The organism is Castellaniella caeni NBRC 101664 (assembly GCF_001592225.1).
GTDB lineage: Bacteria > Pseudomonadota > Gammaproteobacteria > Burkholderiales > Burkholderiaceae_B > Castellaniella > Castellaniella caeni.
In genome coordinates, this window is sequence record NZ_BCWN01000008.1 from 52439 (window position 1) to 72726 (window position 20288).

Genomic DNA, 20288 nt, shown 5'->3' on the forward strand with positions numbered 1-20288 from the left:
GCGGGCGGCTATTTGAATGCGGTCTCGATGAAGCTGCGCAGCTTGCGCGAGTGCAGGCGTTCGCTGGGCATGTTGCGTAGGCGTTCGAGCGCGCGGATGCCGATGTGCAGGTGCTGGTTGACCTGCGTGCGGTAGAAGGCGCTGGCCATGCCGGGCAGCTTCAGCTCGCCATGCAGGGGCTTGTCGGACACGCACAACAGCGTGCCATAAGGCACGCGGAAACGAAAGCCGTTGGCGGCAATCGTGGCGGATTCCATGTCCAGCGCGATCGCCCGCGATTGCGACAGCCGCTGCACGGGTTCTTGCTGGTCACGGAGTTCCCAGTTGCGGTTGTCGATGGTGGCCACGGTGCCGGTGCGCATGATTTTTTTGAGTTCCCAGCCCGACAGGCCGGCGACTTCGGCCACGGCGTCTTCGAGCGCCACCTGCACTTCGGCCAGCGGCGGCACAGGCACCCACAGCGGCAGATCGTCGTCCAGCACGTGATCTTGGCGCACGTAGCCGTGGGCCAGCACGTAGTCGCCCAGGCGCTGGGTGGTGCGCAGGCCCGCGCAGTGCCCCAGCATCAGCCACGCCGAGGGCCGCAGCACGGCCACGTGGTCGGTGATGGTCTTGGCGTTGGACGGCCCCACACCGATATTGATGAGGGTGATGCCCGTGTGGCCTTCGCGCTTGAGGTGGTAGGTGGGCATCTGCGGCGTGAAGGCCATGCGCGGGGCCTTTTGCGCGGCACTTTGCGCCGTGACCACGTGGTTGCCCGGCTCGACCAGCTCGGTGTAGCCACCCGCGCCCGCCGCCAGCGTGCTGCGCGCCCATTTGACGAACTCGTCCACGTAGAACTGGTAGTTAGTGAACAGCACGAAGTCCTGGAAATGCACCGGCGAGGTGCCGGTGTAGTGCTGCAGGCGCTGCAGCGAGTAATCGATGCGCGGCCCGGTAAAGGGCGCCAGGGGCCGCGGCTGGTTGGCGCGCCCGCGCCAGGTGCCGTTGACGATGGCGTCGTCGGTGACGGCGAGGTCGGGCACGTCGAAGTGGTCGCGCAGGGTGTGGCCGGGCACTTCGGAGTATTCGCCCTGTGCGTACTCGCCCTCGGGAAACGCGAAGTGCAGCGGAATCGGCAGGTCGGACTCGCCGATCTCGATGGGCACGCGGTGGTTGCGCAGCAAAAGGCGCACCTGCTCGCGCAGATAGTCGCGAAACAGCGCCGGGCGCGTGACGGTGGTCATGTAGACGCCCGGCTCGACCAAGTGGCCGTACGACAGGCGGCTATCGACGTCCGGATAGGTATTGATGCGGATGCGGATGGCCGGATAGCAGGCGCGCACCCGCTGTCCTACTTCGAGCGCGCCCTGGCTGTACTGATGAAAGGCGTCGCGAATGAAGGCGGTATTGCGCTGATACAGCGCGATCAACTGCTCGACCGCCGCATCGGCGTCGTCGTAGCTGGCAAACGGCACCAGGGGTGGCAGGCGCGTCGGACGCGCGGTATCCATGTACTTTTCCATCGCCTGATTATGGCAGGGATGCCATCGGTTCACCACACACCGGACGGCAAAAGAAAAGGGTGGGTCATGCGATGATCGCAAGGCGTCCAGCATGGTCAGGGCAAAGAGCCGTTTTGCGAGCGATTTGGCACAGGTACTGCGGCGTATCGGCAAAGGGAAAACAGGAGAGCGCTTAGATACCCTATTTTCTGATATCAGCTACTGGGAGAAGTAACTCACCGAACACGCCGCCGACATCTTCGCGCACGGCCCACGACATTGGACACCCTGCTTGAAGGCTGGCGCACGCCAACCCGACAATTGGACATTCACATGGCCTTGCGGCTCTGGCAGCTGGATAGCGAGGCAGACGCCTCGTGCCAGCTCACCAGATATCCCCAGGATTTAGTCGCCCCTGACGATGGAGTTCGTAGGCGACAAAAGGGGACTCTCTTTTCAAGGCTTTCAACGAATAGTCCCTGTCCCAATAGCATTCAGCATCTTGGGCTCGTTGATGCCTGAAGTCATTGAGTCCAAGCCGGGCAATCGTCCCACGGACTCTCAGTTCAGCATCTGTGTTCACGACTGCACGACCAGGGATCACCTGGAACCCGACAAGCTCGAGAGCAAAATACTCATTACCGATTTCAAACGGATCAAGCACCGTGCTGAGGTTGTTTTTTCTGGCGTTCAACCGGCTGCAGCACAGCCGATAATTTGACCACTCGTATGCCGCACGCCAATTTCTTGATTTTGGGGCGAAATGATCTGCAGATCGGGCCCCCGTGACAGGATGAATCCGAAAACAGGAATAAGCGCACACCTCATGGTAGGCTGACATCAGGTCATCCAGCGCCTCAGTCCAGTAAGAAGGCAAGCTCTCAGGCGGAATATCCGCTTCAGTACAAGCAATCTGCTGGTAAGGCTTACCCGACATCCTGGGATATGGGGGCGGCTTGCCAACCATCTCCGCAATAGCCCGCAACCCAGGCTGGCGCACCTTCTGGTCAAACGTCTTGGGCTCTGGGGCTAGCAGGACAGGCAACATGTCTGGATATCAATCTATTTTGACCTGAGCATCTCGAAATTCTGCCCATCGCACCCAGAACCGATCGGTATCGCCCAACACTGCTCGAAGCCGCTGATCAACACACGCAATCGCCGCATGGCTTGGAGAGGGGGAACGCAACAGCTCTAGCGCTTTCTGAATGGCCTCTTCGGCCTCGACAGAACCGCGTGGTTCTTTCAAGTCAAAAGCAGGGCTCGTCAGCCAGTTATCGATTTCGCCTCGTCGATAGTACTCGCGCTTGCGCAACACCACCTGATGTTGCTCTAGATCCAGATCAAACCAGGCATCGCAAGCTGCACGAAAAACAGGTTCGACCGAGGCCAGTACCAAGGGAGAATGCGTCACTGCGATCAACTGCGTTTTCGTATCATGAGCACCCGTCAGTGCATCCATCACCTTCAAGAGTGCAGGTACCACACGACGCTGCCACTGCGGATGCAAGTGACTCTCGATTTCATCGACCAAGAAAACAATTTCGTGCGTAGGTGGTTCACCGCGCAACTTGGCTGCCTCTACATGGCGATGCCAAGCCCAAGTCAGCAGATAGGCCAAAGCAATGATCCGACGGATGCCAGACGATGCATGAATGAGCGGGACATCCTCACCATAGGGCATGCGTAGCGTAGGGGTGGGCCCCTTATCCTTAATGGTGACTTCACGAGGTTGGCCGGGCACGATGCGCTCTTCTCCCGAAGGGGACAAGGCACCCAACACCTGAGTCAGCACTTTGAATCGAGAGTCCCCCCCCGCCTGCCACAACAGCCAGTCTTCAAAGACCCCCTTGCAATATTCATTTCCGATCCAGACTTCATCAGGTGAGAAAAGAAAGGCATTGGGACGATCTGGCGCATCCTCAGTCCAATAATTGCGCTTCGGATCCCAGACCGAAAACCCACCATCCACTTGAGCATAAAGAATCAGGCCGGGAATGGGAGGGCGGCTGGCCTTTACAGTCCATCGAACGCGATCAGCTTCGTATCGACTGGTGAAGTTGTACGAGGGCTTGGTCTTCTTGGTGTATTTATAAGCGATCTCAGCCTCAGCTCCTGGCTGGGGAACCACCATCTCGCGGGCCCAGGTGCGTGTCAGTGCCCACCAGGCCACATCCAGCAGAAAGCTCTTTCCAAGGCCGTTATCCCCCGTGATCAGATTCAGGCGCTTGGCAAGATCCATCTCCATGACAGGGGCAGGCCCCACATTCTTAAGATGAATAGATTCGAGCATTGACGTCCCCTTCCAATCCCTACCCCATGGCCGTCAGGTTCAATACCCCTACGACAAGAGATCACGCAACCCGCATGAGTCTTGAAGTATATTCGATGCCCCCGCGACACCCTCACGCCCGCCGATGCACTTCCCGCCCGGCCGCATACGTGGCGGCCACGGCCCGGTCGTCGCCCAGCATCGCGAAGGCAAAGAGCAGCTCTTCGAGCGATTCGGTGCGTGCGGTGCGACGGGCCAATAGGGGGGTGGCTGTGGGGTTCAATACGATGAAATCCGCCTCGGCGCCGGCCTCCAGCGTGCCGATCTGGCCGGTGAGCCCCAGGTGCTTGGCGGCGCCTTGGGTCGCCTGCCAGAACATGCGCCGCGCCGTCAGGTGGTGGCCCGACAGGCGCGCCACCTTGTGCGCCTCGTTCATCGTCTGCAGCATCGAAAACGACGAGCCGCCGCCCACGTCCGTCGCCAGGGTGACGGGCGTGCCGAAGTCCTGCGCGGCGGCATGGTCGAACAGGCCGCTGCCCAGAAACTGGTTGGAGGTCGGGCAGTGGGCCGCGACCGCCCCGGAATCGCGCAGGCGGCGGCGGTCGTCATCGTCCAGCCAGACGCAGTGCCCGTAGACGGCACGCGGGCGCAGCAGGCCATAGCGGTCGTAAATGTCCAGATAGCTGCGGTGGCCGGGGAAGAGGTCCATCACCCACTTCACCTCGTCGCGGTTTTCCGCCACGTGCGACTGGATGAAGACGTCGGGATAGGCCTGCGCCAGTTCGCGGCAACGGCCCAGCTGCTCGGGCGTGGAGGTGGGCGCAAAGCGCGGCGTCAGGGCATACAGCTGGCGCCCCGTGCCGTGCCAGCGCCGCAGCAGCATCTCGCTGTCGCGCGCGCCGGACTCGGCGGTGTCGCGCAGGTAGTCCGGGCAGTTGCGATCCATCATCACCTTGCCCGCGATCATGCGCAGGTTGCGTGCATGGCTTTCCTCGAAGAAGGCCTGGGCCGACCCGGGGTGCACGGTGCAGTAGACCATCGCGGTCGTCGTGCCGCAGCGCATCAGTTCATCCAGGAAGAATTGCGCCACGTCCTGCGCATAGGCCGGGTCTTCAAAGCGCCGCTCGGTGGGAAACGTATAGGTTTCCAGCCAGGGCAGCAGGCCCGGCGCGGGCGAGGCGATCATGTCGGTCTGCGGGTAGTGGATGTGCGTGTCGATGAAGCCCGGGGTGATGAGGTGCCCGCGCCAGTCGTGTACCGCCGTGCCCGTCGGCAGCTGGCCGATCAGCTGGTCGTAACCGCCGCAGTGGGTGATGTGGCCGTCGCGCACCACCAGCAGGCCGTCGCGCACCCATTCACAGGCTTCGTCCTCGGCCTTGGGGGTATCACGAAAATACAGCAGCTGCGCGCGATAGGCCTGTGCTTCGGACACAGCCTGGGCGTTGGTCGGTGAGGTCATGAATGTCTCCTTGGTGTCTTGCTTGGGGCCCGACGGGCGCAGGCCGCCCCGGGCTGGTGGGCCGACGTCAGCAACGGCTGCGCCCCTGGCGCGGGCTGCACGATGCGGCGATCGACGCCGAAGAAAATGCCGACGTCAATATGGCGTCGGCGTCAATGCGCCAGCGCGACATCGGCCGGGGCCGACAGGGCCTCGCGGCGGGCCAGCTGCGTTCTCAGGCGCATCAGCTGCGCAGCCACCGACACGGCGATCACGGCGGGCTGCTTGCCTTCGATGCCGGGCTCGCCGATGGGACAGGTGATGCGCGCGTAGCGTTCGGGGGCGATGCCCCGGGCATCGAAGCGCTGGCGAAATTTGTGCCACTTGGTGGCCGAACCGATCAGGCCGACGTACGCGCAGTCGTCGCGCTTCATCAGCTGTTCGCACAGGTGCTGGTCGAGCGCGTGGTCGTGCGTCATGACCAGATAGCAGCTGCCCGCGGGCGCCTCGTCGATCACGGCTTCGGGCGTGTCGGTGGCCTCGATCGTGACGTTGGCGGCCACCGTGTCGGGGAACAGGTCTTCGCGGGCGTCCACCCAAGTGACCCGGCAGGGCAAGGTGCCCAGGATCGAGACCAGGGCCTTGCCGACGTGACCGGCGCCAAACACGACCACGTTCAGCGCATCAGGCACCAGCGGCTCGGTGAACACCGGGCAGTCGCGCGGGTCGGTCGGATCAAGCAGACGGCTGGCCTGAAAGCGGTTGATCGGGTGCGAGGCGGCGGTGGGCTCGTGCAGGCTGACCCAGGCGGGCAGCTGCGCGCGCCCCAGGCCCACCTCGCGCTCCAGTGGCTCTTGCCGCCGCAGGCGCGCCTGCGCCTCTTGCAGCCAGACGCGATCCGACTCGCGCAGGCGCTCGAACAAGAGCGTGACCAGCCCGCCGCAACACTGCCCCAGCGAGGCCGCCAGCGGCATGTCCCGCACCCAGCGGTCGGCCACTTCGGCCTTGGCCAGGTGCTCGCGGGCCACCCGCGTGGCCTGCCATTCGAGCTGGCCGCCACCGATGGTGAGCCACTGATGCTGTGCCGACACCAGCATCTTGGCACCGGCTTCGCGCGGGGCCGAGCCGCGCACCGAGGCCACGCTGATCAGCACCACAGGCTGCTGGCGCTCGATGCACCACAGCGCCTGATCGATCCATGCGGTTACCATCACACCGCGCCGCGTTGCCGCAGGCCCTCGACCGCACGCAAAATGGCTTCGGGGGTGGCGGGCGCGCACAGATCGGGCACCCCCTTGCCATCGCCCAGCGCAGCCACGGCATCGGTGATCGCATTGAAGACGCTCACCCCGTGCACCAGCGGCGGTTCACCCACGGCCTTGGAATGGTGGATGGAATCGACGTGGTTGCGCGCTTTGAACAGCTTGACGCGGAAATCACGCGGGCAGTCGCTGATGGCCGGAATCTTGTAGGTGGATGGCGCGTGCGTCGTCAGCCGCCCGTCTTCGCGCCAGACCAGTTCTTCGGTGGTCAGCCACCCCATGCCCTGGATGTAGCCGCCTTCGATCTGGCCGATGTCGATGGCCGGATTGATGGAGGCCCCCACGTCATGCAGGATGTCGGCGCGCAGCAGCTTCCATTCACCCGTGAGGGTATCGACCACCACTTCCGAGACCGCCGCCCCGAAGGCATAGTAGAAGAAGGGGTTGCCCCGGCTGGTGGCCTTGTCCCAGCTGATGTCCGGCGTCTTGTAGAAGCCGTCCGACCACAGCTGCACGCGATCCCAGTAGGCTTCTTCGACCAGCTGCGCAAAGGGCACCGTCTTGCCGTTGACGCTTACCTGGCGCCAGGCAAACACCACGTCGTCGGCGCTGCCGCCATACTTGCGCGCGGCGAAGTCGGCCAGCCGGGTGCGCAGCGTGAGCGCCGCGTCTTCCGCCGCCTTGCCATTGAGATCGGAGCCCGTGGACGCCGCCGTGGCCGACGTGTTGATGACTTTGTAGGTATCGGTGGCCGTGACGCGCACGCACTCCAGGTCGAGCCCCAAGGTGTTCGCCACGATCTGCGCCACCTTGGTGTTCAGGCCCTGGCCCATCTCGATGCCGCCGTGGTTGAGCAGCACCGAGCCGTCGCGATAGATGTGCACCAGGGCACCGGCCTGGTTGAAGGCGGGCACGTTGAACGAGATGCCGAACTTCACCGGCGTGAGCGCCAGGCCTTTTTTCAGCACCGGGCTGCGGGCGTTGAACGCGCGCACCGCGGCGCGCCGCGCGCGGTAGTCCGAGCTGGCTTCGAGCTCGCGGATGATGGGCTCCAGCAGATTGCCCGCCACCACTTCGCCATAGGGCGTGGTGTTGCGCGTCTTGGTGCCGTACAGATTGAGCAGGCGCACGTCCAGCGGATCCTTGCCCAGCTGGCGCGCCACGCGGTCGAGCAGCACCTCGGTGATGAGCGCCCCTTGCGGCGCGCCAAAGCCGCGAAACGCGGTGGCCGACTGCGTGTTGACCTTGCCGCACATGGTGTGGATGTCGGCGGCCGGAATGTAGTAAGCGTTGTCGAAGTGCGCCAGCGCGCGGCTGGCCACGGCCTCGGACAGATCGGCGGAAAAGCCCGAGTGCAGCGTCATGTCGAGCTTCACGCCCAGGATGCGGCCCTCGGTGTCGAAGCCCACGTCGTACTCGTAGTAGAAGCCGTGGCGCTTGCCGGTGATCATCATGTCGTCGTCGCGATCGACGCGCAGCTTGACGGGCCGGTGCAGGCGCGCGGCGCACACCGAGGCCACGCAGGCAAACAGCGCCGACTGCGATTCTTTGCCGCCAAAGCCGCCGCCCAGGCGGCGGCACTCGACCTCGACCTGATGGCGCTGCCAGCCCAGGGCGTGGGCCACGGCGTGCTGCATTTCGGTGGGGTGCTGGGTCGAGCACAACACCTGCATGCCGTCTTTTTCACGCGGGATGGCGTAGGCGATCTGGCCTTCCAGGTAAAACTGTTCTTGCCCGCCGCACGAGAAATTGCCGGTCAGGCGCACCGGCGCCGAGGCCAGCGCCTGCTGCACGTCGCCCTGGATGAGGCGCAGTTCGTCGGTGGTGCCCGCGCCGGCATCCTTGGCCTGCTTGGGCGTCAGCAGAAACGGCAATTCTTCGTAGCTGATCTTGCCCAGGCGGGCCGCGTTGCGGGCCTGATCCACGGTCTTGGCCACCACGGCAAACAGCGGCTGGCCGATGTACTGCACCACGCCATCGGCCAGGATGGGGTCGTCTTCGATCACCGGGCCGCAGTCGTTGACACCCGGGATGTCCTTGGCCGTGAGCACCGCCAGCACGCCGGGCGCCTGGCGCACGGCGTCGAGATCCATTTGCGTGACGCGCGCATGGGGCTTGTCGGACAGGCCCAGCGCGGCGTACACGGTATTGCGCAGCTCGGGGATGTCGTCGGTATAGACGGCCTCGCCGCTGACGTGCAGAACCGCCGATTCGTGCGGGCTGGCCGCCCCCGCGGCGGGTTCACCCACCGCCGGATGGGGGATGCTGTCGTTGCTGATGGCCAGCCGGTCGAGCTCGACCGGCAGATTGACACGCATGTTCATGATGGGCTCCTCAAGCAAGTTCGGCCAAGTTGGCCGTATTCACCTGATGCGTCGCCAGGGGCGCCCCAGGGGCAGTTTCGAGATAAAAGCGGTACAGCAGATTGCGCGAGGCGAGCAGGCGGTATTCACTGCTGGCGCGCATGTCGGTGAGCGGCTTGAAATCCTGGCCGATGGCCTGCATGGCGGCACGCACGTGGGCTTCATCCCAGGGCTGGCCCTGCACGGCGGCTTCGGTCGCCCGCGCGCGGCTGGGCGTGGCGGCCACCCCGCCAAAACCGGTGCGCAGCTGTTGCACGCGGCCTGTTTCGTCGAGCACCACGGCAAAGGCGGCGCAGACGGCGGAAATGTCCTGGTCGAAGCGCTTGGACAGCTTATAGGCGCGAAACCGGCGCCCCGCCACCTTGACCGGCACGCGCAGGCCTTGGACGAACTCGCCCGGCTCGGCGGCGTTCTTCTGATAGGCCAGGTAGAAATCTTCGAGCGGCATCTCGCGCACACGATTACCCTGGCGCAGGATGATTTGCGTGCCCAGGGCAATGAGCGCGGGCATGGAGTCGCCGATGGGCGAGCCATTGGCCACGTTGCCGCCCAGGGTGCCTGCGTTGCGGATGGGGAACGAGGCAAAGCGCTGGCGCAGCTCGGCCAGTTCGGGCACGTGCGCCACCAGGGCATCGTAGGCATCGTTGAGCAAGGCGCCCGCACCGATGACGAGATCGTCGCCTTCGGGGTGGATGTCGCGCAGTTCGCGCACCTGGCCGATGTAGATGAGGTGCGGCAGGTCGCGGTGCTGCTTGGTCACCCACAGGCCGACGTCGGTGCTGCCCGCCAGAATGCGGGCATCGGGATACCGCAGGCGCAGCTGGGCCAGCTGGGCCAGGGTGCGCGGCGCATGAAAGGTGTGCCCGTCGTAGGTGTACGAGAACACGTCGTCGCGCTGCAGGGCGGCCAGCGCCTTGGCGAGCGCGGCGCGGTCGAACTCGACCGCCGGGTATTGGTACATTTCGCCCGCGGCGCGCACGATGGGCTGGTAGCCCGTGCAGCGGCACAGATTGCCCGACAGGGCATCGTCGATTTCAGCGCGCGTGGGCGCGTCGCCGCTGGGGTCATGCGCCAGGTACATGCCCCACAGGGACATCACGAAGCCGGGCGTGCAAAAGCCGCACTGCGAGCCGTGGCAATCGACCATGGCCTGCTGCACGGGATGCAGCGAGCCGTCGGGCTGGCGCAGGTCTTCGACCGTGTAGAGTGCCTTGCCGTCGAGCGTGGGCAGGAACTGGATGCAGGAGTTGACGGCGCGCATGGCAACGCCGCCCTGGCCGTCGGGCTCGGCCACCAGGACGGTACAGGCGCCGCAGTCACCTTCAGCGCAGCCTTCCTTGGTGCCCATGCAGTTCAGATCTTCGCGCAGATACTGCAGCACCGTGCGCGTGGTGGGCTGGTCGGTGACCTCGTGAACCTCGCCACGATACTGGAAGCGAATGGCTGTTGTCTCCATCGTGATACCTTTTATAGTGATGCTGGATATGCGGCCAAGATAGCATCAAGCTGCCAAGCCCGGCATTCTCAATTCATGATGGTCATTATCAAGATGGACAGTCACCTGTTACGCACCCTGCAGATTCTGCTCACCGAGCAAAGCGTGTCGCGCGCGGCCATCAAGCTGGGCCTGTCGCAGCCGGCCATCAGTAATTCGTTGCGTCGCTTGCGCGACCTGACCGGCGACCCGATTCTGGTGCGCAGCAAAACGGGGATGGTGCCCACCGAACGCGGGCTGGAACTGCTGGCGCACGCCAACGACGCGCTGGCCGCCATCGAACGCATCACGCAACCCCCCGGGGCGTTTGACCCGGCGCAATCGACGCGTGAATTTCACTTGGGGGCGCCAGACTATCTGGATGCCATGTTCTTGCCGAACATCGCCGAAATTTTGCGCCGCGAAGCACCCCATGCAAAATTCATCGTACACCCGATCAACGCCGATTACGACTACGCGGGCGGGCTCGAAGACGGGGGGCTGGACGTGGTCATCGGCAACTGGCTCGAACCCCCGCCACAGATGCACATGGCGCGCCTTTTCGACGACGAAGTGGTCTGCATGGTGGGCAGCCAGAACCCGGTGGCGCACCGCGAACTGAACCTCAAGCAATACCTCGAACTGCCCCACCTCGCACCCTTTCCGTACGTTTCCGAACGACAAAGCTTCATCGACGGCTACCTGGCCGCCGAAGGCCTGCGGCGCAACATCCAGATGACCATCCCCTACTTCGGGCAGGTGGCCGGCATGCTGCTGCGCACCGACCTCATCTTCACCACCGGGCGGCAGTTCGCGCAGCATTACGCGCGCTATCTGCCCATCACCGTGCTGCCCTCGCCCTTCGCCTTTCCGCCCATGCGCTTCTACCTGCTGTGGCACCGCCGCTGCCATGGCGCCCCCGAAGTCATCTGGCTGCGCCAGTGCATCGTGCGCGTGGCCTCGATGCTGCAGGCCAGCCTGAACAGCCGGGCCAACATCAGCACAGATTGATAATCGTCATCAGGGCCAGTCGCGCACAGCCCAAAACCTTGTCCCTAGAATGGTTCAGGCCAGTCCCGTCCGGGGCTGCGCCCACCCCATAAAGTCGGCCCACGAGCCGACGCCCATTCAGGAGACAAGGCTCATGAGCGAGCAGGAACAGGTATTGCCTGCGGGTTTCCAAACCGCCGCAAGCGTGGCAGCCTCCACATCCCCCATTGCCCAACCCGCCGACGGCTGGCTGGAGCAGCACTTTCAACTCTCGGCGCGTGGCACCAGCGTGCGCCAGGAAACCCTGGCCGGTTTCACCACCTTCCTGGCCATGGTGTATTCCGTCTTCGTCGTCCCGGCCATGCTGGGCAAGGCGGGCTTTGACACCTCGTCGGTCTTCATCGCCGTCTGCCTCACCAGCGCCTTCGGCTCTTTGCTGATGGGACTGTGGGCCAACCTGCCCATTGCCGTGGGCTGTGCGATCTCGCTCACGGCCTTCACCGCCTTCGACCTGGTGCTGGGCCAGGGCCTGTCACCCGCCGTGGCGCTAGGCGCCATCTTCCTCATGGGCCTCATCTTCACCGGCATTTCCATCACCGGCGTGCGTACCTGGATTCTGCGCAACCTGCCAACGGGCATCGCCCACGGCACGGGCATCGGCATCGGCCTGTTCCTGCTGCTGATCGCCGCCAATGAAGTCGGGCTGGTGGTGAAAAACCCCGGCCCCGGCCTGCCGGTGTCGCTGGGGGCGCTGAACGCCATGCCCGCCCTGCTCTCCATCCTGGGGCTGGCCGCCATCTTCGGCCTGGAACATCGCAAGGTGCCCGGCGGCATCCTGCTGGTGATTCTGGCGCTCTCCGGCATCGGCCTGGCGCTTGACCCCGGCGTTACTTACAAGGGCCTGTTCGCCCTGCCCGAACTGACCGGCGGCCACTCCATGATCGGCGCGCTCGACCTGGGCGGCGCGCTCAATGCAGTGGTGCTGCCCAGCGTGCTCGCCCTGGTGATGACCGCCGTCTTCGACGCCACGGGCACCATCCGCGCCGTCGCCGGCCAGGCCGGGCAGCTGGACGAACAGGGCCAGATCATCAACGGCGGTCGGGCACTGACTGCCGACTCAGTGAGTTCCATCGTCTCGGCGGGTCTGGGCGGCGCCCCGGCGGCGGCCTACATCGAATCCGCCGCGGGCACCGCGGCGGGCGGCAAGACGGGGCTCACCGCCACCATCGTGGGGCTGGGTTTTCTGGCGCTGATCTTCTTCTCGCCGCTGGCCGCGCTGGTGCCCGCCTACGCCACGGCCCCCGCCCTGATGTACGTCGGGCTGCTGATGCTGGGCGGCGTACGCAAGCTGCACCTGGACGACACCGTGGACACCATGGCGGGCATGGTCTGCGCCGTCTTCATCGTGCTCACCTGCAACATCGTCACGGGCATCATGCTGGGCTTTTGCACCCTGGTGATCGGCCGAGTGTTCGCCGGCGAATGGCGCAAGCTGAACGTGGGCACCCTGGCCATTGCCGGCGCCCTGGCCGTGTTCTATCTGGGCGGCTGGGCCATTTGAGGCAGGGCCTTTGAGGCCATCCCGGCATACTGGGAGCGGATGGTTGGCCTGCCTGTCTGGACGTGACGATTCCGGCGGGCGGGTTTCAGACCAGCATGGCCCGCCCGCAATCCCCCAGCAAATGCCGCAACCACTGATGAGAGGGCGCATGATGATTGCGGGCGTGCCACAACTGGTAGAAGCGCATGAGCGGAAATTCGATGGGCGACTCGACGATGGCCAGCGGCAGCAAGCCCGCGTAATAGCGGGCGAAGTGCCGCGTGGTGGTGAACACCAGGTCGGTGCCCGGCAGCAGATAGGGGGCCAGCATGAACGACTGCGCCTCGACGCATTCCTCGCGCTGGATGCGCAGGGACGTGAGCACGGTGTCGATCATGCCGCGCTGCGTCATGGAATACGGCGTGGGCACGACGTGCTGCACGCGGCGGAAGTCGTCCACGGTCATCTTGCGCGCGGCCAGGGGATGGTCGGCGGCCATCAGGCAGACGATGGGGTCTTCGATGAGCACCGACAAGTGCATGCGGTCGGGCGGCTCGGGCCAGTTGCCGATGACCACGTCCAGTTCGCCCTCGGCCAGCGACTGCTCGAAATCGAAGTCGGGCCCCAGCGCATGCAGCACCAGGCGCGCGTGCGGCGCCTCGCGCCGGAAGCGCGCCACCGCCGAGGCGGCGAACGCCGGCGCCAGGTAGTCGGGCGAGCCGATGCGAAACGTCTGGCGGCTGCTGGCGGGGTCGAACGCCTCGCCGCTTTCGAGCATGGTGTCGATCGAGTCGAGCGCCACCTTGGCATGTTCAAGGATGGCCAGCGCCCGGTCGGTGGGCACCATGCCGCCCTTTTCACGCACCAGCAGGGGGTCGTGGAACACCAGGCGCAGGTTTTTCAGCGCCACGCTGATGGCGGGCTGCGACTGGTTGAGCTTCAGGGCGGTGCGCGAGACGCTGCGCTCAGTCATGAGCATGCAGAACACTTTCAGCAGGTAGGTATCCAGCGTGGCATTGCTGCGTCGTGTGACCATGGGGGGAAGTTCCTGTCTGGTGAATGCGCATCAGCTTATACCACTTATACGTTGCCACACCCTTCTTTTGACCGTTGATCCACCGTAGACTTCTCATCATGACGACACCCAATATTCTCACCATGACTCTCACCGAGCTTTCCGCGCTGCCGCAGCCCGAGTTCGTCGCCGAACTCGGGGCCATCTTCGAGCACTCTCCGTGGATTCCCGAGCGCGCCTGGGCGGCGCGCCCCTTCGCCGACGTGGATGCCCTGCACCAGGCCATGATGCGCGTCGTCCAGGCCGCGGCCCCCGCCGAACAGCTCAAGCTCATCACGGCCCACCCCGAACTGGCAGGCAAGGAAGCAGCGGCGGGCACGCTGACCGACCACTCTACCGGCGAACAGCGCGGCGCGGGGCTGGATCAATGCAGCGCCGACGAACTGCAGCGGCTGCGCAGCCTGAACGCGCGCTACCGCGAGCGCTTCGGCTTTCCCTTCGTGATCGCCGTCAAGGGCCGCAACCGCTACCAGATCATGGACGCCATCGAGGCGCGGCTGCTGCATGACCACGACACCGAATTCGCCACCTGCCTGGATCAGATCGGCCAGATCGCCCGCTTTCGTCTGGACGCGCAATTTGCGGCCTAAACTATAGGCACCACAGACACACGTCCAACACCGGGGACACACCCGGGCAATCCTCGTCGCCATCCGATCGCGCACCGACAGGCCGCCTGCTTCGCGATGGCTTCAGACCGACCGGGCACACAAGGATCACACCATGAATACCGTCACGCCAACCCGCCTGAAAATCGAACCCCTCACGCGCGAGGCCTTCGTGCCGTTTGGCGACGTCATCGAAGCCGACGACACGGTGAAGCATTTCACCATCAACGAAGGCAACACCGAGCGCTACCACGACTTGGCCCACATCGATCCGGGCGCCGACGGGCGTGCCATCGTGTCCATCTTCCGCGGCCAGCCACGCACCCTGCCCTTCACCGTCACCATGATGGAGCGCCACCCCAAGGCCAGCCAGGCCTTCATCCCGCTGTCCGAACGCCCCTACCTGGTGGTGGTGGCCCAGGCCGACAGCACCCCCACGGTGGACGACCTGCGCGTGTTTCTGTGCCAGGGCACCCAGGGCGTCAACTACGCGCGCGGCGTGTGGCACCATCCGCTACTGGGCCTGGATGCCGTGTCGGATTTTCTCATCATCGACCGCGCCGGGCCGGGCGACAACTGCGACATCGTGCAGATGGAAGCCCCCAGCATCATCCCCGAACTGGGCTGACGCCACAGGGCGACACCAGGCGGGCGGCAGGCCCGCCTGTACGCCCGCACTCGCTACGCGCGAAAGGCCATCCAGCGAGGGCCACCCAGCGATTCAATCCATCCAGATTTCATCCTGCGTTTCACCCGGCAGCGTCACCTCGGCCAGGTCGCGCAGCAACTGGTTGGACCCGGCATCGAACATCAGCTTCTGGCGCAGGTGCTCCAGTTCCGCGGCGTCCCGGTGATGTGAAATCAAGGCCACCTCGCCGACCGGGCCACCGAAGCGGATTTTCAGTTCAAGCGTCAGACCGTGCTGGTCATGCAGATACTGTACCCGCTCGCGCAACAGGCGCAAGGCCTCGTCGTAGTAACCATTACGCATGCGTACACGGCGAACAAAGGTGATCATATCGGTCTCTCCATTGGCCCGGCACCCCGGTGAATGCGTCTCAGGCGTTTTATGTGACAGTGTGACAAAGCGGGCTCACGGGCCCGCGTGGGTGTCGCTACGCGCCCAGATACCGCTGACGGGCATCGGCATCCGCCCGCAAGGCGTCCGAATCGCCATCCCAGACGATCTGTCCTTTTTCAACGATGTAGTGGTGATCCGCCAGGTGCAAGAGCGGCGCCAGGTTCTTGTCGATGACCAGAATCGCCATGCCTTCCTGACGCAACAGCGCCAGGGCGGCCCAGATTTCCTGGCGCACCAGGGGCGACAGGCCTTCGGTGGCCTCGTCCAGGATGAGCAGATCGGGGTTGGTCATGAGCGCCCGGCTGACGGCCAGCATCTGCTGCTCGCCGCCCGAGAGCTGGTTGCCAAAGTTGCTGGATCGCTCTTTCAGCCGCGGAAACAGCTGATAGATACGTGCAAGCGTCCAGGGATTGGGCTTGTGATGCCGGTCGGCGGCCGTGGCCACCAGGTTTTCTTCGACTGTCAGGTTGGGGAACACCTGACGGCCTTCGGGCACCAGGCCAATGCCACGCTGCGCCACCCGATGACTGGGCAGATTCTGGATGTTGGCGCCATTGAACAGCACCTGCCCCTGCCAGCTTGGGTGCATGCCCATGATGCTTTTGACGGTGGTGGTCTTGCCCATGCCATTGCGCCCCAGCAAAGTGACGCACTGCCCGGCATCCACCCGCAGGCGCATGCCATACAGCACCTGGCTGCGACCATAGCCAGAGACCAGGTCTTCGACCTTCAATAACGTCGTCATGCGGGCACCTCTTCATCGCCCAGATAGGCTTCGCGCACTTCGGGGCTCTGGCGGATGGTCTCGACATCGCCACAGCAGATGACCTTGCCGTAGAACAGCACGCTGATCCGGTCGGCCAGGGAAAACACGGCGTCCATGTCGTGCTCGATGAGCAGGATGCCGTATTGGCCTTTCAGGCGCCGCAAAATGTCGACCATCATGTCCGAGCCCGTATCGCCGTGCCCCATGCCTGCCATGGGTTCGTCCAGCAACAACACCTTGGGCCGTGCCGCCAGGGCCATGGCAATTTCAAGCTGACGCTGCTGGCCATACGACAAGGACATGGCGGGCGTATCCCGCCGCGAAGACAAGCCCATCAGGTTGATCAGCTCATCGGCCCGGTCGGCCAAGGCCGGGGTCTCGGTGGCCGGCGTCCAGAAGTGAAAGCCATGGCCTTCGCACCCCTGCACCGCCAGCACGACGTTTTCCAGCACGGTGAACGGCTGGATGACCGACGTGATCTGGTATGAACGACCGATGCCGGCCCGTACGCGTTGGGCCATGGACAGGGCATCGATGGCTTGCCCGCCCAGGCGGATACTGCCTTCATCACTGGGGATTTCACCCATGATCTGGCTGATGAGCGTGGTCTTGCCCGCCCCGTTGGGGCCAATGATGGCATGCAGCTCACCGGGCTGAATATCGAGATCGACGTGATCGGTGACCAGCAAGCCGCCATAGCGCTTGACCAGACCGCGGATGGATAGCAAAGGCTGCATCTCAGTGCCCCTCTTTATTGGTGCCCACCATGCCCCACAGGCCATTGCGCAGGAACAGCACGATAAGCACGATGATCGGCCCCATGATGATCATCCAGTGATCGGTCAAGCCCTTGAGGACTTCTTCGAGCAGCAGAAACCCGGCGGCCCCAACGACAGGCCCCACCAAGGTGCTGGCGCCCCCCAGCAAGACCATGATGATGAGTTCGCCAGACGAGATCCAGGCCATATAGGCAGGCGAAGCGAAAGCGGTGAGATTGGCCAGGAAATACCCGGCCAGACCGCAGAGTTCGGCTGAAAACACATAGGCCAGCAGCTGATAGCCCAAGGGCGTCGTGCCCACGGCGCGCACCCGCCGAGCATCCATGCTGCACGCCCGCAAAATGAGGCCAAACCGCGAGCGGATCAGGCGCCGTAACAGCCACAGGCTGACAGCCAAGGTGGCCAGCAAGGCCAGATACAGGGCCACCGGACTGCCCGTGAGGCCGCCAAACTGACTGAGTTGACGGATGGGCAAGCCTTCGTCACCGCCATATTGCTTGAGCCCCACCGCCAGAAAATAAAACATCTGCGCCAAGGCCAGCGTAATCATGATGAAGGCGATGCCTTGCGTGCGCAGGGCAATCAGGCCCACCGGCGCGGCAATGAGAGCCGTGACCACCAGCACCAGCAGCAGATGCGCAACACCGCTGTCCTGCCCGTAATGCGAGGCAATGGCGACACAGTACGCCCCGATGCCGATATACATGGCATGGCCGAAGCTCACCATGCCGCCATAGCCAAGCGCCAGGTTCAGGCCGACTGCGGCCAGGGCAAACACCAGGATGCGGCTGAACTGCAACAGCACATACGGACTATCGGTCTGGCTGGCATAGACGGGCACCAGCAACAGAAAGAGAAAGAGCACCGCGGTCAGCACACCGGCCCAAGACCGGTCGGCCGATCGGCGTGTCCAGCGGGTGTCCCCGAGCGAGGATTCCATTTTCATTCGATCGCCCCTTAACGCTTCTTGACCGGAAACAGACCTTCGGGCTTGACGGCCAGCACCACCACCATCAGCACATAGACCGCCAACGAAGAAATGGCCGCCCCCAGCGTGCTGGCCAGCTCTTGGGCCAGCGACTGACTGAGCACCGTCGGCACCACCGTGCGACCCAAAGTGTCCACCAGGCCCACGACCAGCGCCCCCAGAAAGGCCCCGCGAATGGAACCGATGCCGCCGATGACGATGACCACCAGCGTCATGATGAGGATGGAGTCCCCCATGCCGGGCTGCACCGACAGGATGGGCCCCACCATGGCGCCGCCCAGGCCCGCCAGCCCGGCGCCCAGGGCGAAGATGAAGGTATTGAGCCAGCCGATATTGACCCCCAGCGCAGCCACCATGCCGCGGTTGCTGGCCCCGGCGCGGATCAGCATGCCGATACGGGTGCGCTCGATGAGCAGATACAGGCCCAGGGCCACCAGCAGCCCCACCAGGATGATGAGCAGGCGGTACAGCGGATAGGGGGTATCGAGCACCATCACGGTCGATGACAGTGCGTCGGGCAGGCTCATGAAGACGGGGGCCGAGCCCCAGATCATGCGCACGGCTTCATTGCAGAACAGCATGACGCCAAAGGTGGCCAGCACCTGATCCAGGTGCGCACGCGGGTAGAGCCGATAAAAGCCGAAGCGATCCAGCACAACCCCCAGCAACATCGCCCCGCCCAGGCCCACCACGATGGCGAGCGTGAACGAGCCGGTATGACTGAACGTCGCCGCGGCAAAATAAGCCCCCATCATGTACAGGGCGCCATGCGCCAGGTTGATGAAGCTCATGATGCCAAAGACCAGGGTCAGGCCAGCAGCCAGCAAAAACAACAGGATGCCGTACTGCAGGCCGTTCAAGGCCTGCATGAACAATAGCTGCGGACTCATGTCCGTCCTCCGTGGCGGGCGGCAAAGCCACCCGCCGATCAGGGCTGAATCAGGGGCGACTCAGAGGCGACTCAAAGCTTGCACTCCTCGAAATAGGCGTCCGCATGGTCGGGCAGCGGCTTGGCAATGGTCTTGAGGGATACCTTGCCCTGTGCATCCTTGGCGACCTGGAAGGCGTAGAAGTCTTCGATGGGGAAGCCGTTGACGTTGAACTTGTAGGCGCCACGCAGCGAGGCATAGTCGGCCGCGCGCAGGGCATCCCGGAAGGCCTGCTTGTCATCCACCTTGCCGTCCACCTTCTGGATGGCGCTGTCGATCAGCAGGGCCGAATCGTAGGCCTGGGCCGCGTACTGCGAGGGGATGCGCTTGTATTTCTTTTCGAAGGCCGCAACAAAGGCCTCGCTGGTGGCGTTCTTGAAGTCCGGCCCCCAGAAAGTACCCGCATAGGCCCCCAGGGCGGCATCGCCCAGCGCAGGCAGCGTGCTGCCGTCCACGGTCGAGACCGTCAGCAGCGGGATCTTGCCCATCAGGCCAAACTGCTTGTACTGCTTGACGAAGTTGACCCCCATGCCCCCCGGCAGAAACACCCACACGGCCTCGGGCTTGGCGGCCGACAAGGCCAGCAGTTCAGCCGAATAATCCTGCTGACCCAGCTGGGTGTAGACCTCACCGGAAATGCGCCCTTTGTAGAAGCGCGTAAAGCCCTTGACCTGATCTCGACCCGACTGATAGTTGGGCGTGATCATGTAGACGTTCTTGTACTTCTGGTCGGTGGCGAACTGGCCCATGACCTCGGCCTGCTCGTCGTTTTGCCAGGCAGCGAAGAAAAAGCCGGCATTGCACTGATTGCCCGCCAGGGGGGCCGGCCCGGCATTGGAGCCCACGAAGGTCATGTGGGCGTCGGCCAGTGGTTTGGCGATCGCCATCATGACGTTGGAGAACGTCACCCCGGCCACGATATCGACCTTGTCTTTTTCCAGGAATTTTTGCACCGCCTGCACGCCCATGTCGGGCTTGAGCTGGTCGTCTTCCTTGATGAAGGTGATGTCCTGCCCGCCCAGCTTGCCGCCGCGCTCTTCCAGGGCGAGCGTGAAGCCATCGACCATGTCCTGGCCCAGCGCCGCGCCCGCACCCGACAGCGTGGCCAGAAAGCCGATCTTGACCTCGGCGAGGGCCGACCCGGCGGTCAAGCCCAATGACAGCGCCAGCGCCGCCGACAGCACGGTTTTCCGAAGTGCCATGGTTGTCTCCTGAATTTAATAATTTAGTTATAAAGTA

At 64.1% G+C, this 20288-nt stretch carries 18 protein-coding genes; 4 read left to right on the top strand and 14 right to left on the bottom strand.

Features of this window, described 5'->3' with window-relative positions; genetic code table 11:
* Positions 1–8: 8 nt before the first annotated feature.
* The 7 genes from CCA01S_RS06940 to xdhA all read right to left on the bottom strand — a co-directional run bounded on the left by CCA01S_RS06940 (position 9) and on the right by xdhA (position 10275).
* The gene (locus tag CCA01S_RS06940; protein ID WP_157076517.1) at positions 9–1493 is read right to left on the bottom strand and encodes an AMP nucleosidase; all 1485 of its coding nucleotides are present in this window, start codon (positions 1491–1493) and stop codon (positions 9–11) included.
* A 376-nt stretch (positions 1494–1869) separates the two neighbouring features.
* Positions 1870–2532 carry an HNH endonuclease family protein gene (locus CCA01S_RS15240; protein ID WP_084386576.1) on the bottom strand — a complete coding sequence of 221 codons (663 nt, stop codon included), beginning with the start codon at positions 2530–2532 and terminating at the stop codon, positions 1870–1872.
* A gap of 9 nt (positions 2533–2541) precedes the next feature.
* Positions 2542–3777, bottom strand: a complete 1236-nt coding sequence (locus CCA01S_RS06950; RefSeq protein ID WP_066456048.1) for an AAA family ATPase — start codon at positions 3775–3777, stop codon at positions 2542–2544.
* Positions 3778–3889: 112 nt separating this feature from the next.
* Positions 3890–5215, bottom strand: coding sequence for a guanine deaminase (guaD, locus tag CCA01S_RS06955; protein ID WP_066456050.1), 1326 nt, complete (start codon positions 5213–5215; stop codon positions 3890–3892).
* 152 nt (positions 5216–5367) lie between these two features.
* Positions 5368–6405: a xanthine dehydrogenase accessory protein XdhC gene (xdhC, locus tag CCA01S_RS06960; RefSeq protein ID WP_066456053.1), complete on the bottom strand. Its 1038-nt coding sequence runs from the start codon at positions 6403–6405 to the stop codon at positions 5368–5370.
* Positions 6405–8774 (bottom strand): xanthine dehydrogenase molybdopterin binding subunit, encoded by a 2370-nt coding sequence (gene xdhB, locus CCA01S_RS06965; RefSeq protein ID WP_373278637.1) that lies wholly within the window; start codon positions 8772–8774, stop codon positions 6405–6407. The genes xdhC and xdhB overlap by 1 nt, the downstream gene beginning before the upstream one ends.
* Positions 8775–8790: 16 nt before the next feature.
* Positions 8791–10275, bottom strand: coding sequence for a xanthine dehydrogenase small subunit (gene xdhA / locus CCA01S_RS06970; protein ID WP_066456055.1), 1485 nt, complete (start codon positions 10273–10275; stop codon positions 8791–8793).
* 75 nt (positions 10276–10350) lie between these two features.
* On the opposite strand from xdhA, the gene CCA01S_RS06975 reads away from it, so the two are divergent.
* The gene (locus tag CCA01S_RS06975) at positions 10351–11304 is read left to right on the top strand and encodes a LysR family transcriptional regulator (protein WP_066456058.1); all 954 of its coding nucleotides are present in this window, start codon (positions 10351–10353) and stop codon (positions 11302–11304) included.
* Positions 11305–11437: 133 nt separating this feature from the next.
* The gene (locus CCA01S_RS06980) at positions 11438–12844 is read left to right on the top strand and encodes an NCS2 family permease (protein WP_084386578.1); all 1407 of its coding nucleotides are present in this window, start codon (positions 11438–11440) and stop codon (positions 12842–12844) included.
* Between the two features lie 85 nt (positions 12845–12929).
* Here the strand turns inward: CCA01S_RS06980 and CCA01S_RS06985 are convergent, their stop codons facing one another.
* Positions 12930–13859, bottom strand: coding sequence for a LysR family transcriptional regulator (locus CCA01S_RS06985; protein WP_066456067.1), 930 nt, complete (start codon positions 13857–13859; stop codon positions 12930–12932).
* A gap of 98 nt (positions 13860–13957) precedes the next feature.
* Between CCA01S_RS06985 and uraD the strand changes: the two genes are divergently transcribed.
* Positions 13958–14488: a 2-oxo-4-hydroxy-4-carboxy-5-ureidoimidazoline decarboxylase gene (uraD, locus tag CCA01S_RS06990; RefSeq protein ID WP_066456068.1), complete on the top strand. Its 531-nt coding sequence runs from the start codon at positions 13958–13960 to the stop codon at positions 14486–14488.
* A gap of 133 nt (positions 14489–14621) precedes the next feature.
* The gene (locus CCA01S_RS06995; RefSeq protein WP_066456069.1) at positions 14622–15134 is read left to right on the top strand and encodes an ureidoglycolate lyase; all 513 of its coding nucleotides are present in this window, start codon (positions 14622–14624) and stop codon (positions 15132–15134) included.
* A gap of 93 nt (positions 15135–15227) precedes the next feature.
* On the opposite strand, the gene CCA01S_RS07000 is transcribed toward CCA01S_RS06995, so the two are convergent.
* From CCA01S_RS07000 to CCA01S_RS07025, 6 genes are all read right to left on the bottom strand, one after another.
* The gene (locus tag CCA01S_RS07000) at positions 15228–15524 is read right to left on the bottom strand and encodes a hypothetical protein (RefSeq protein ID WP_066456075.1); all 297 of its coding nucleotides are present in this window, start codon (positions 15522–15524) and stop codon (positions 15228–15230) included.
* Between the two features lie 97 nt (positions 15525–15621).
* Complete coding sequence (locus tag CCA01S_RS07005; RefSeq protein WP_066456077.1) at positions 15622–16332, bottom strand: ABC transporter ATP-binding protein; 711 nt, start codon at positions 16330–16332, stop codon at positions 15622–15624.
* The gene (locus CCA01S_RS07010; protein WP_066456078.1) at positions 16329–17090 is read right to left on the bottom strand and encodes an ABC transporter ATP-binding protein; all 762 of its coding nucleotides are present in this window, start codon (positions 17088–17090) and stop codon (positions 16329–16331) included. The genes CCA01S_RS07005 and CCA01S_RS07010 overlap by 4 nt, the downstream gene beginning before the upstream one ends.
* 1 nt (position 17091) lies before the next feature.
* Entirely contained in the window at positions 17092–18078 is a 987-nt protein-coding gene (locus CCA01S_RS07015) for a branched-chain amino acid ABC transporter permease (RefSeq protein WP_232304996.1), read from the bottom strand.
* Between the two features lie 11 nt (positions 18079–18089).
* A complete protein-coding gene (locus tag CCA01S_RS07020; protein WP_066456082.1) occupies positions 18090–19010 on the bottom strand; it encodes a branched-chain amino acid ABC transporter permease in 921 nt (306 codons plus the stop codon).
* Between the two features lie 71 nt (positions 19011–19081).
* Complete coding sequence (locus tag CCA01S_RS07025; RefSeq protein WP_066456085.1) at positions 19082–20251, bottom strand: ABC transporter substrate-binding protein; 1170 nt, start codon at positions 20249–20251, stop codon at positions 19082–19084.
* Positions 20252–20288: the final 37 nt, after the last annotated feature.